Genomic DNA, 13,248 nt, shown 5'->3' on the forward strand with positions numbered 1-13,248 from the left:
TCGATATTCAGTAGATGCCCGCTTATAGCTCAACTGAATATCGACTCTTAATTTTATTGCAACAAGAAAGTCGAGTATAAAATACACAACATTCTTGTATACAACCACATTTTCCACAATTTTTTCGAATATTTGCTTTCACCATTTTCCTACGTTTACCATATTTATTATACTGATGTCAATATTATAACGAGAATAAAAGCTACATTTAATAGATCAGAACTCTATATTAAATACATCAAAGAAGCTGGGGGCAAGCCCCCCCAGTTTCTTACCATTCCAGCATTCTACTTTCTTCTACTTTTTTCTTCTTGCTTTCTTCAACCATCGATCTCTTAAACACCTAGTGACAAGGATTAAGGATAACTTAGTTCTATCTGTTAAATTTAGAGGTCAGATAGAAGACCAGCATGGATTTCCCGCTAATCTTGAACTAGAAACGGAGGACACCATCGGAAGAATTGCGTAGAGAGCCGACATTTTCCAGACCGGGATGATACACTTCCCATTTATTTGGAATGGCATTTCAATCGTTTACATAAAATTGCCATATGTATCAAACTACTGTCAAGCATTTGATCTTGTCCATGACAAAAAACCGGAAGTACACACTTCCGGCTTGCATATCGGCATTATTCTATTTTTATTTAATTACTTCACGCCTTCGGCAACTTCTTTAACCATCTCTGCCATGGAAATCAGTCCACCGCCGGACAGATACCAGTAATTCGGGTCGAGATAGATGATTTTGCCTTCTTTAAACGCGTTGGTCTTCTTCACCAGATCGTTCTCCACGACTTCCTTGGCTGGTGTTACATTCTCGCCGCTGACTACCGCGTCTCTGTCAATGACGAAGAGATAGTCCGGGTTTTTCTCGGCGACGTATTCGAACGTTATTTTTTGACCATGTGGTGTTTGAGAATCGATTTTATCGTCCACTGGCACAACTCCGAATACGTCATGGATCAAGCCGAATCGGGAGCCTACCCCATAAGCGTTGGCCTTGCCACCTGTCGTCAGAATGATCAAACCTTTCTTACCGCTGGCGGCTGCTGTTTCGTTCAACTGTTTGATGGATTCGTTAATCGCAGCCAGCTCCTTGTCCGCTTCGGCTTCCTTACCGAAGATCGAGGCAAGCGTCTTTACGTTTTCCGTGAAGGATTCCATATAGTTCTGTGTATCAACGCCCATATAGACCGTTGGAGCGATTTTTTTCAGCTCTTCGTAGGCTTCGGACGATCTGCCCGAAATGATGATCAACTCCGGCTTAAGCGCGTTGATTTTCTCGAAGTCGGGCTCGAACAATGTTCCTGCGTTCATGTATTTTGAATCTTCATATTTCTTCAAATGGCCCGGCAGCGAGCTCTGAGGCACGGCAGCCACTTCGATTCCCAGCTTATCCAATGTTTCCAAAGCACCGTAGTCGAATACAACGACATTTTTCGGATTTTTCTTAACCGTTGCTTCCCCAAGCTGATGTTTGATCGTAAGCACCTCGTCTTTAGGCGCCTCTGTGTTCTTATTCTCGTTATTTGCCGCGGCGTTAGTTGTCTTTGCCTCTGATCCGCCCGGGTTTCCTTCCGAATTTTTCGCCCCGCATGCGGCGACTATGAAGACCAGAAAAATCATCATCAACAACATGGATAATTTCTTGCTCATTCTTAACACCCCTAATCATTTAGTTTTTATATGAAATTATTTTGACGATATCGCTAACTTTACTTTATGTCCGCTGCCTTTTTGTAAGTATGGTTTCTGCTATCCTCCTTTCACGGCGAACTGTCGGAGCGAACCGTGCTGGGAACCGTCAAATAAGATTCACCGGCTTTTGTAGAAAGATTAAGTAAAATAAACGCAGATTTTATTGCCGTCAATCTCGTGAATCTGAATGTCCATATCGTATACCTCCCGCAGTACGGACGAATCGATAATTTCGGCGGTCGTGCCTTCCTTTACAATTCTACCGTCCTTAAGCGCCACAATATAATCGGAATAACAGGAGGCGAAGTTGATGTCATGGATTACGATAATCACTGTTTTGCCCAGCTCGTCGGCCAATCGCCTCAGCACCTTCATAATTTGAACGGAATGCTTCATATCCAAATTGTTCAGTGGTTCATCCAGCAGAACATAATCGGTATTCTGGGCAATAATCATGGCGATGAAAGCTCGCTGCTTCTGTCCGCCGCTCAACTGATCCAAGTATTTGTCCTGCATGTCTTCCAGTTCCATATAGCGAATGGCTTCGTCCACATATTTCTTGTCCTCCGCCGTCAGTCTTCCTTGGGAGTATGGAAAACGTCCGAAGCCGACCAAATCTTTAACCGTTAACCGGATATTAATGTGGTTGGACTGCTTCAGGATGGAAATCCGTTTGGCCAGCTCGTTGCTTTTCCACTGACCGATTTCGCGTCCCTCAATCCATATCTCCCCTTCGTCCTTGGGGATCAGGCGGCTGACCATCGACATCAGAGTGCTCTTCCCCGCCCCGTTCGGCCCGATAAACGAGGTAATCTTCCCCTTCGCTATCTTAACGGATACTTGATCTACGACATTTTTGTTTCCGTACCGTTTGGAAACGTTTCTGACTTCTACCACGATTTGTTCTCCTTTAACAGAAGGTATATGAAGTATACTCCGCCGATAAAATTGATGATGACGCTTAACGAGGTGGAGAACGTGAATACCCGCTCGACCAAGAGCTGTCCTCCGACCAAAGCGATAATACTGATCAGGATAGATCCTGTGATTACATACGAATGCCGGTACGTTCTTATAAATTGATAGGCTACGTTCGCGACGAGCAAGCCCAGGAACGTGATCGGTCCGACCAGTGCGGTGGACACGGCTGTAAGTATTGCAACGACAATCAGAATTCTCTTGACGACATAATCGTAGCTGACACCGAGATTGATCGCATGTTCTTTGCCTAAAGACAGCACATCCAAATATTTATTGATCTTGATAAAGTAGGCTGCCGTAGCGAAGACGACGATGTAGGCAAGCAGGAGAATGTCGGAGTTGACGTTATTGAAGCTCGCGAACATCTTGTCTTGGACCACCATAAATTCGTTCGGATCGATGAGCATTTGCATAAAGGACGAAATACTGGAAAAGAACGTTCCGAAGATTAATCCGACCAGCAGCAGGAAATAAATATTTTTGCCCTCTCTTTTGAACAAAAATTTATACAATAGTCCCGCGAACAGCACCATAAAACCGACGGAGATGAGAAAGTGAATGTTCTTGCTCATCATGGTCAACGTAGTGGAGCCGAAGATGAAGACAATCGCCGTCTGCACCAGCATATAAAGAGAGTCCAATCCGATGATGCTCGGCGTCAATATTTTATTGTTCGTAACGGTTTGAAACATAACGGTTGAGAAAGCGATGCTGCCGCCCGTCAACAATATGGCCAATATTTTCTTGCCTCTTCGCGGCAATACATAATCCCAATTGCCGGCCGCATCGATGAATAAAAGGATGCAGATGAGCAACAGTGCCAGGGCGCCCAGGATATACAGCTTCGTTTTATGACTCATGTGACTTTCTCCTCAATAGCAAATAAAGAAAAATGCCGCTTCCTATGACCCCAACCGTAAGGCCGATAGAAATTTCGAACGGATAAATGATAATACGGCCGAGAATGTCGCAAGCCAGGACGAATACTGCCCCTAACAACGCCGTATGAGAAAGGTTTTTCTTCAGGTTATCGCCTTGGTAAATAGTTACGATGTTCGGAATGATCAGCCCCAGGAAAGGGATGTTTCCAACCGTAAGCATAACAATCGCGGATACAAGTGCGACGATCACCAGGCCGATATTGACTACCCGCTTGTAATTCAGCCCCAGGTTGACGGAGAACTCCTCCCCCATGCCGGCAACGGTAAACCGGTTCGCGTATAGATATGCTGCGACAACTAACGGGATACTTAAGTAAAGCAGCTCGTAGCGGCCCTGCATGATCATGGAAAAGTCGCCGTGAAGCCAAGCGCCCACACTCTGGATTAGACCATACTTGAGACCCAAGAATGTCGTCGTCGAGCCGACGATGCTGCCGAACATCAAACCGACTAGCGGAATAAAGATTGAATCTTTATACTTGATTTTGTCTAAAATCTTCATGAATGCGAATGTTCCCGCCAGCGCGAAAACAAAAGCGACAAGCATCTTCTGCAGAGGGCTGGCCGAGCCGAAGATCAACAGCGATACGAGAATTCCCAAGCTGGCCGAGTCCATCGTTCCCGCCGTAGTCGGGGAAACGAATTTGTTTCTCGTCAGCTGCATCATGATCAACCCGACGATGCTCATGCTCGTTCCGGCGATAATTATGCTGATTAAGCGGGGAACGCGGCTGATCATAATAATTTCCAACTGGTCCTCTGTCAAGCTGAATATATCGAAGATGGATATATCCGTAACGCCTATAAATAATGAAATAAAGGAGAAAACTATCAGTGCGATAACCAGGTATCTTTTTTTCATCACTTTTTTCCTTTGCGCAAATGAATCTCATTCTCATTCAGGGTAATAATGATATTCATTCTCAATTAGATCACGATTAGTATTATAACATGCTGAACCCCGCTGTCAACATTATCCATGGTTTTCCGGATAAAAAAACGACAAAATTCAATAATTATTCATAATGTTGGTTCATTTTTTCAACTTGCTCGTTACGTCTGCCCGCAACAACGGGATGTAATTGGAAAATCCGTCTATTTCTGCTGGTGTTGTGCCAAGGGAATGGAGTAGCGCGTCTGATTGGAAAATAGCTTAGCCAACCACCGGCCCTTGTGGTGATTATCTCCCACTGCGCACGACTCCCAGTGCGCGGTGTTTGACGTCGCATGACGGTGGTCAACCACATGGCTACGTACCGGGGACTGGGTAACTAACTGGATTTTATGTAGATAGATGGGATCTAGCCGCCAAAATCGCTAACCTACCTTGAAAATCCGTCTATTTTACCGTCTGCAGGCATCGTTGCAAGCGGAGCGGCACATCTAACTGTATTTGGTACAGGTAGATTCAAGCGAATGGGCGAAAATGATCAAACTAACTGGATAAACTACAGTTAAAATGGGCAACTTTGGGCGAAACGGCTGTTTTGGCGCAAACTAACTGTAGGTTTTCCAGTTAGTTTCCATATTTCTTCCGAATCTAGAAATCTAACTGTATGAAATCCATTTAGTATTCAAATTTCACACTATTGAAGCAATTCAACTCTATTCTACCTTGAAAATCCATCCATTTTCACCATCTGATGGTGTCGCGGTCAGCGGCATGGGGGTCTAAATGGGTTTTGGCGATATGGCTCTTTTTGTACCCAATAGATGGAGGTTTCTCCGGTTAGTTTTGGTTATTCGGTCAAAATGGGCAAAACTAACCGGATGAAATCCATTTAGTATAGGCGAATTTACTTTAGTCCGGGTTACGAAGCCGGTTTATATAGAATGATTCAATTACGCCACCTTCCTCTCGAGAAGACGGCCTATAGAATGAATAGGAATCCCGGGAAATAAAAAGGATAGAGCCCTGCAGCCCCACCCTGCCGCTGTGTATGAATCTTACACGAGAGTTTGTCTGCGCTTGAATTCCTGGATCGCTTGATCGCTCATTCTTGCAGGAGTCCATTTCGGCTCCCAGACGAGATTCACTTCAACGTCTGTGACGCCGGAGACGGCCCCTACCTTCTCATGGATTTCGCTCAGAAGCTCGTCCTTCAGCGGACATTCCGGAATCGTCAAAGTCATGGTAATCATTACCTTACCGTCCGGATCGGCCTCAAGCTCGTAAACAAGCCCCAAGTCCACGATATTGATATGCAGCTCGGGGTCCATCACTTCCTCCAATACGGACCATACCTTATCCTTCAAGTCCATTTTCCCGCTTCTCCTTTACATTTCATTGTGATAGGATACCTCCTTAAAGTATCCAACGGGAAAATTTTTATGAAGCGTCTCTTACGGCAAGGAGGCATCTGATTGGGCCGGGTACCCCGAAAACATCACATGGCGGGTGCATCATCTCGGCTGCCCTTCGTTGTCAGCTCTTGTGCCGGGAGTTGAACGGCTGCTTAATCCGTAGTTCTTGGGCTTTCAGTAAAATCTGGGAGCCTCCCATAGAATCCGCGGCTTCGCTGGTCCGCACCTTGTCGGTCGTCTGTTTCCGCACCGCGCGCGGCTCCCATCCCTGCGCGCGGTGTTTGACGTCACATGATGGTGGTCAACCACATGCCGCCAGGCTGCTCTCCCCAGTGTTCCTTCGCCACGATATGCCACTCCCGGCTTCCCATGGAAGCCCGTTATTTGTATTTCCGCCAGTCCATATTGGAGTTCTTCAGCAAATGCTCGAAATCATTATCGAGTCTCTCCTGCTCGACCTTGCGGGCTTGTTCCGCCTTCTTGCGTTCTTCTTCCTTCCGCTTCTCTTCTTCCGCCTTGATCTCGTTCGCCTGAGCTTTCAGCTTATCGACCATCTCGCTGCTCAGTAAATCCTTCAATGTGGCCGGCTGCTCCGCAGAAGAAGGCCGATTGGACGGTGAAGCCTGTCTTCTCTTCTTGGCCATTTGTTGCTCACCCCGCTTTGATCGCCCTGCCCTTCTTCATCCGGTGCATTCCCATAAAGACGCTGTCTAAATGGAGCTGCCGGGCAGAAGAGCGTGCGAATGATCTCTGGTCGTTCTTGCTTCCGGTTACGGCGCCTCGGTATTCCGTCGTCAAAGCAACGACAGAGCTAGATTCGCCAAGCACCACCTTGGAATCCATTGTACCCGTCATCCCTCCACAGTACAATCCTGATTCCCGGGAGAAGCACACGTTTGAGAAAAGGCCTCGCCCTGGGCGAAAAGGCTTTTGACCGCTTTTGACCAGTCCATCAAACGCAGCAACGCGCCCCCGAGAAGGCGCGCGTTTTGAACATTTAGGGGGCAGGCAGCCTATCAAGTCCACTACTGCCAGCTGCCCATTAACCGGCAATATGCCAGTCCTGATCCGGATTCCATCTATAAAGGGCGATACTTAACCCGATAAAGGATTACCGCATAAAAGCTCCCACTATCCCATATCGGTCGATCATACTTCGGAAGCACTTGCGGCGTAGGGGCCTTTCTGTGCCTTGACATAGTATACGGCGTGACTGGAGCTGACGATATGCTCCGGCTTTGGCTTGCCTCTAGCCTGCCGATGTCCTTCCAGATGGACTTCGCTCTTCTCCCATCCTTTCCACGCCTCCTCGGATTCCCAGCGGACCATGACGACCACTTCTTCATCGCCTCGTACCGTTTTCTTGACCATAACGCTCAAATCTATAAATCCGGGAGACTTCTCAATAGCCCCTTCTCCGCTAAACCGTTCAACGACTTTATTGGAAGTTCCTTCCTTAACCACGATGGTCTTAGTCTCGATAAACACGATCTGTCCCTCTCCTCTCCCATTACCAGATGGTGGTATTCCCTACCATTCTAATTGATAAAGATTCTCATTGTCAATGAAATCCGAAAATTGAGCTTTTCACAGAAAAAGGGCCCGAGAGAAAAACAGCGAGTCGACAGAGTATCGCAGCACCAGATTTCTGCCGTGCCTGGGGCGACACCAGCCGCCCCTTCCTCTCCCGAACGAATACCAACCCAAAAAAATGAAAAACCGGACCCGTTAAGACGGATCCGGCTTTTCATTTTGTTTATTTCCAGGCGGAATGATAACATTCCTGGTGCCGCTGAGCTTTTCGTAAAACAACATTTTGTCTCGGCTGAACAAGCGAAGCATGAAATGAACGGCGAAGACAAGATTTCCCAGCCCGACGATAAACAGAAGCGTCATGGAGAAGATCCAGACAAAGCTCCCTGCCGCTGCGATCTGCAGGAACAGAACATTCAAACCAAAAATTCCGAAATACAGAATGCCGTAACGGATCGACAGCTCCTTCAGCGTCACCTTCTCTCCGGCCCCTTTCACCCGGATGCGGACGATCGATTTGCCCAACGTAACGCCATTAGTGACGAAAGGAATGACAATGAAGTAGAGGAAGACAATGAGAGCAACCTCCAGCCAGGAATTCATCCTTCCGAATAGGCTTAAAAATCCGTTGATGAATCCGATCAGCAGCCAGTCGATGGCCAAGGCAATGGTCCGGCGAATCATCGAAACCGGTCGGGCAGCCAGATCAATTCCTTCATCCAGCTTTTTCGTGTTCGGCAGAAATCCGGTGATTATTGGCGCAATGAGGCATCCCGCCATGGCCCCTGATGTATTCAGAAGCAAATCGTCCACATCGAACAGCCGGTACGGACAATTGTAAATGCCATAAAGCCCGGAAAGCTGGGTCAGCTCGAAAAATAACGAAGCCAGAAACGACAATATCAGCGTTTGGAACCAGGTTCGATGAAAGTAATATCTCAAATAAATCCCTAATGGAAATAACAGCAAGAAGTTAAAGGCCGCCTGCTGAAAAGCCCTCTCCTTCAGAACTCCGATATAGGTCATCGGATGGTCCCACTGGAACCCGGTCTCCCGCAAGAAATCTACGACGAAATAAAACGGCATTAACTGCATATGCTTCGTACCCGGAGGCTGCAGACTGCAAGTATTGGTCGTCTCCGGAAGAGGGAGAATGACCAGATAGTAAGCCGCCATTGCATACAGCAGCAAGGAATAGAGCACAATGGAGCGATACCAATTGACATAACCGTACTTGCGATAATGGTATAGCAGGAACGGAAGCAGAATGACGAAGGCCGCAATCGGGAAAGTAATAAAGGCCTGCTTGATCGGAAATAAATACGACGACATGGAATAACCACCTGTTCATTAGGTCAAGATCACTTCTGAAATTATACAGACCGCTTCCTTTTGAAGCAAGCTTTTGTCGGAACAAATACGGCATGAGCCCGCTATAAGTGCTGGTTCATTTTACCGGATTGCTGTCTGCATTGCTGTGGTGAAGTATGATATACCTTTCTGAACATTTTGGAAAAATGCGAAAAATTGTGATAGCCAAGGCTTCGGGCTACATCGGAGATCGGGATGGTCGAGCCGGTAATCAGCTCTTTGGCCCGGGACATCCGGGCATGCAGGATATAATCCGTGATCGATTCCCCGACTTCACGTTTGAACAGGCGGGACAGGTAGGCGGGATTGAGATGAACGCAGCCGGCGAGCTGCTCTCTGGTGATCGGTTCATGTAAGTGCTCTGTGATATAGTACTGGACACGCTGAACCACCGAATGATTCTGATGCAATTGATCATAAATAACCTGAACCGCTCGAAGAGTTGAAGCCTCCAATTGCTCAAGGCTGCGAGGCCTGGCGTTCAGCAGAATTCCTTCTTGATCCTGAAACAGTTCAAAGGCGGACAGTCCGTTCTTATGAAGAATATAATGCACCATCTGCATAAATTCATGACGAAACCCTTCCAGCTCTACAATCGAAAGTCCCGGAATGCCGCTCATTTCCGCGATAAGGCAGCGAATCTCTCTCTGCAATTCGTCCAGCTTGCCCTGTTCCAGCAGAAAGGTCCAGGCAGATAGGCGCGGAATCATCGTCCTAATCGAATAGGGGCCTGCCGCAGCCAATGTATACACCTGGTTGGATTTATTCAAATTGTTGTACTCCATCTGCAGCAGCCGTCTGTACGTTTCGGCTATATCATAGAGAGTGGAGCTCTTTCCAATATAACAGGAAACGTTACAGCTGAAGTATTTACGACAGTCCCGGATGTAGCTTTCACAGCGCGAATGCAGCTCGTTCATCGCTTCCGCTCCTCCATCCACTCCGACGATGATAACGACATTCACGCCCTGCTTGGTCTGAATGACTTCACCCTGGCCGGTAAGAAGCAGCATTTCGGATGCTCCTTTGCGAACGGCATATTCCATCATCTCTTCATCCTTCGTGCTGAACTCGCGCAGCCACGATTCGACGCTTACCAGAACAGGCAGGAATACGGCATCCTGGAGACCCGTAAGCTCATGCTCCTCAAGGATGCCTGCTATATTGTCCGCAGAGCAGACCATTCTGCCCGACAATAAATCGTTCCAGAACTTATCCGTAAGGAGAGTCTTTTTCCTTCGCCACATCTCGTAGTAAGGTTTATACTGCTCGCGCAATTGAAGCAGCTCCCGTTCCTGTCTAATGGACTGCAGTGCTTTGGCGATAGTCTCCTGAAGCACATCGAATTCAATCGGCTTCAACAGATAATCGAATCCGTCCAGTTGGATCGCTCTCTTCATGAAGTCGAAGGCTGAATGGGCGGTCAGAAAAATCGTTTCCGTACCGGGAGAAATTTCATTTACCCGCTCAAGAAGCTCGATCCCTGTTCCTCTGGGCATTTCAATATCACAAACCATGACATCGATCGGAGTGCGTTCAAATACCCGCAGCGCATCCCGCATATTATAAGCCTCATATACTTCGGACACCTGGAGATCCTGCCAATTCACACCGCTTCGGATCCCCATCACCGCGTAGATCTCATCGTCCACAATCAGCGCCTTGTACATTGCGACTGCCTCCATTCAGATCATCAATATGAAGTAAACTTCTCTACCGTTCGAAAAGGAAGTGCGATTCGGATTCTCGCACCGGAATCCGGTGCGTTATCAAACTCCAGCTGCGTCTGCTGGCCAAAAATATGCTTGAGCCTGTACTGCACATTGGAAATCCCCAAATGCTCTCCGTTCTGACTTTCCAAGTAGCCGCCCGTCTGCAGCTTCTCCAGAATTTCTTCAGAGAAGCCATTGCCGTTATCCGAAATGACAATTTCCAATCGCTCGTGCTCTAGTAGACGGATATAAATAGCTATATGAAAAGGATGATCCATGAAATCAAAACCATATTTAATTGCATTTTCGATGAAAGGCTGAATTAACAGGGGCGGAATGGCCGCCTTCTCCGCTCCGTCGGATATGTGAATCTCATAGGTTACGCGCCCGGGAAAACGAACCTGCTGAATTTTGATGTAGCTCTCCATATGCTCCATTTCTTCAGCGATCGTTACAACGATTTGGTTTGTCTTGGTCGTAAACCGGAAATATTTGACCAAATTCATTCACATCAGTTGGATCACGCTATAATTTTTTATCTCAGCCAGATTGTAAACGATATTAATAGAGTTGAGCAGAAAGTGGGGATTGATTTGCAGCTGCAAATGCTTAAGCTCGGCCTTGTGCGCTTTGATCTGTTCTTCATACACGCTGATCTTCAGTTCATGAATCTGCGAGGCCATGCTGTTGAAGGTTTCATTGATAATGGCAAATTCCTTCGATCCGGACGAATGTAGGCGGGTATCCCAGTTCCCATGCTTAATTCTCCGCATCCCCCGAATCAGATTGTTCATCGGTTTCATGATGATATCATTGAGGTATGCCAAATAAATGATCAGGATACAAAACACACCGACCGATAAAATAATAATTCCCTTCCGAAAATGATATAAATTTTTCAGCATCCGGGCTTCCGGAACAAACGCGCTTAGAATCACATCTGTTCCATTAATCGGATTCATAACGACGATATAATTTCGGTCATCCTTCTCTACTACCTGATACAATTCATTCGATTCCAGGGCAAGAGAGGCATTCAAGCGATGCGGGTCGATCCCGGCCGTGCTTGTCATCCATTCTCCCCGGTTATTAACGAAGCTGGCGAAGCCTTCCTCAAGGTGGATTAAATCGAGGGGGATCATCAGGTTCTCCAGCTTGACGAAGGCTCCCAGATAAAAATCGTCTCCCGTATCCACCAACCGGATTAATGCATATTGGTGTTCACTGTATTCGATTGCCTTCCATTCGCCGAAATAGGCGCTGTCCGGGCGAACGTCCTTGACGAGGTTTTCAATGGATGTTTTAATCGATTGCAGCTCTTCATAGGATTGGGTTTTGATCGGCGTGCTGAAGAGATCCTGCTTCTCTACCGAGTAAATAAACAGAAGATCAACGCTGTTGTCAAAACGGTGATAGCGAGTCAACGTGTTCAATATTCTGGCCTTGGCCAAATAGTACTCATCCGGATCATCCAGCAGCTGCGACAGGGCAGCGATGTTCGGATCCTCGACGGCGATATTGTATAAAAAGTTGGTTTCCTTGTTCAGGGCCGCCTCGATCTGATTCGAATAGAGAATCATCGAGTTTTTATTGGAATCCGCCACTTGCTCCCTGATAATGTTCGAAGCGTAATAATTGTTGTAGAGCAGCAGTATGACCAGAGGCACCACGATTATAGAAAAGCCGATGATTAACTTAAAGCGAAGCGAATGCTTAATATTGGACATCGTCTTGACTACCCCGCTCTATGAGGATATTAGTAGAATGTGATGCTTTTTATCTACACTTCCAAGTATAGCTTCATACGAGAAAAAGGGAATCTTATTAAGGACTCATAACGATAGTCCCGGTTCAGATTTCCCTCTCGTCTCTTATATATCCGTTATTTGTTCTGCGCCCATTCAGCCAACTGCTTGTCGACTTCCGCCCGGACTTTGTCAAAGCCGGCGGCCTGCCGCTTTTCCTTCCACTTGGCGATAATCTTCTCCGGCTCAACGGCTCCCGATCTTAAGGTTGCTCCGAACTCTTTCTCCACATTCGCCAAAGAAGCCATTTCCGATTTGACAGGCTCTTGGTTAAAGGTGAAGCCGAGAGCGATGGAACGCTCTGCCCGTTGATTAAATTCCTCGAATTTTTCCCACTTCTTCGGATCTTCGTTCACCCACAGGTAGGAGTTGAACTGATTGCCGAACATCCAGCCTCCGGGATTGGGGTAGGTTTGCGTATCTGCATTCATGCCTTCCGGATAGTCGATAATGTTATCAAATTTCTTCACATAGTGCTTGCCTTCGATCCCCCAGTCCAGCATATTCAGAAGCTTCGGATCGCTGTAGAGCAGATTAAGGAACATCATCGCTCTCGCAGGATCTTTGGACGTCCGGGATATTCCCAGCATGGCCCCTTGGGCATCCCCTGTCGTCGTAAAAGGCTCTGCCGTTTCTACCTGCACAAGCTCAATCCCCAGGCTCACGCTCATTTCCCGGTCCTTCCCCGGCTTCAAGGATTGGGCAACGGCGAACGCCTTCCCTGCCTTGATCATGTTCAAGCCCTGATCGGCATCCGAGGTCAGGATATCCTTATCGAACCAGCCATTCTGGTTCCATTGATGCATACGTTTATAGAAATTAATAACTCAACTTTCGCACCTGAAATTCTTGCCTGATGCCAAGTATGACAAGGAGTTAACGGTATATTTCAGGTGGTGT

Annotated in this window: 13 protein-coding genes and 1 pseudogene; all 14 read right to left on the bottom strand. The window is 47.1% G+C overall.

Annotated elements, in window-relative coordinates:
• Positions 1–651 precede the first annotated feature (651 nt).
• The gene (locus FS806_RS10400) at positions 652–1,659 is read right to left on the bottom strand and encodes a siderophore ABC transporter substrate-binding protein (protein ID WP_144935515.1); all 1,008 of its coding nucleotides are present in this window, start codon (positions 1,657–1,659) and stop codon (positions 652–654) included.
• Positions 1,660–1,839: 180 nt separating this feature from the next.
• Positions 1,840–2,598, bottom strand: a complete 759-nt coding sequence (locus FS806_RS10405) for an iron ABC transporter ATP-binding protein (protein WP_144935519.1) — start codon at positions 2,596–2,598, stop codon at positions 1,840–1,842.
• On the bottom strand, positions 2,592–3,542 hold the full coding sequence (locus FS806_RS10410) for an iron chelate uptake ABC transporter family permease subunit (RefSeq protein WP_144935521.1): 951 nt from the start codon (positions 3,540–3,542) through the stop codon (positions 2,592–2,594). The genes FS806_RS10405 and FS806_RS10410 overlap by 7 nt, the downstream gene beginning before the upstream one ends.
• On the bottom strand, positions 3,532–4,485 hold the full coding sequence (locus FS806_RS10415) for an ABC transporter permease (RefSeq protein ID WP_144935524.1): 954 nt from the start codon (positions 4,483–4,485) through the stop codon (positions 3,532–3,534). The genes FS806_RS10410 and FS806_RS10415 overlap by 11 nt, the downstream gene beginning before the upstream one ends.
• A gap of 1,085 nt (positions 4,486–5,570) precedes the next feature.
• Positions 5,571–5,885: a metal-sulfur cluster assembly factor gene (locus FS806_RS10420; RefSeq protein WP_144935527.1), complete on the bottom strand. Its 315-nt coding sequence runs from the start codon at positions 5,883–5,885 to the stop codon at positions 5,571–5,573.
• 163 nt (positions 5,886–6,048) lie between these two features.
• Positions 6,049–6,177, bottom strand: coding sequence for a hypothetical protein (locus tag FS806_RS26685; protein WP_260982052.1), 129 nt, complete (start codon positions 6,175–6,177; stop codon positions 6,049–6,051).
• 130 nt (positions 6,178–6,307) lie between these two features.
• Positions 6,308–6,571: a YqkE family protein gene (locus tag FS806_RS10425; RefSeq protein ID WP_144935530.1), complete on the bottom strand. Its 264-nt coding sequence runs from the start codon at positions 6,569–6,571 to the stop codon at positions 6,308–6,310.
• 7 nt (positions 6,572–6,578) lie between these two features.
• Positions 6,579–6,770, bottom strand: a complete 192-nt coding sequence (locus FS806_RS10430; protein ID WP_144935533.1) for a hypothetical protein — start codon at positions 6,768–6,770, stop codon at positions 6,579–6,581.
• 306 nt (positions 6,771–7,076) lie between these two features.
• Positions 7,077–7,415, bottom strand: a complete 339-nt coding sequence (locus tag FS806_RS10435) for an antibiotic biosynthesis monooxygenase (RefSeq protein WP_144935536.1) — start codon at positions 7,413–7,415, stop codon at positions 7,077–7,079.
• Between the two features lie 240 nt (positions 7,416–7,655).
• Positions 7,656–8,792: a VanZ family protein gene (locus tag FS806_RS10440; RefSeq protein WP_144935539.1), complete on the bottom strand. Its 1,137-nt coding sequence runs from the start codon at positions 8,790–8,792 to the stop codon at positions 7,656–7,658.
• Positions 8,793–8,893: 101 nt separating this feature from the next.
• Positions 8,894–10,501: a response regulator gene (locus FS806_RS10445; protein ID WP_144935541.1), complete on the bottom strand. Its 1,608-nt coding sequence runs from the start codon at positions 10,499–10,501 to the stop codon at positions 8,894–8,896.
• Between the two features lie 23 nt (positions 10,502–10,524).
• A complete protein-coding gene (locus tag FS806_RS26690) occupies positions 10,525–10,959 on the bottom strand; it encodes a sensor histidine kinase (RefSeq protein WP_255452994.1) in 435 nt (144 codons plus the stop codon).
• Positions 10,939–12,270 (bottom strand): annotated as a pseudogene (locus tag FS806_RS26990) (sensor histidine kinase); the annotation flags it as partial. The pseudogene FS806_RS26990 and the gene FS806_RS26690, both read right to left, overlap by 21 nt.
• A 155-nt stretch (positions 12,271–12,425) precedes the next feature.
• Positions 12,426–13,154: an ABC transporter substrate-binding protein gene (locus FS806_RS10455; RefSeq protein ID WP_260982053.1), complete on the bottom strand. Its 729-nt coding sequence runs from the start codon at positions 13,152–13,154 to the stop codon at positions 12,426–12,428.
• Positions 13,155–13,248 lie beyond the last annotated feature (94 nt).

The organism is Paenibacillus sp. 32O-W (genome assembly GCF_007679495.1).
GTDB lineage: Bacteria > Bacillota > Bacilli > Paenibacillales > NBRC-103111 > Paenibacillus_L > Paenibacillus_L residui.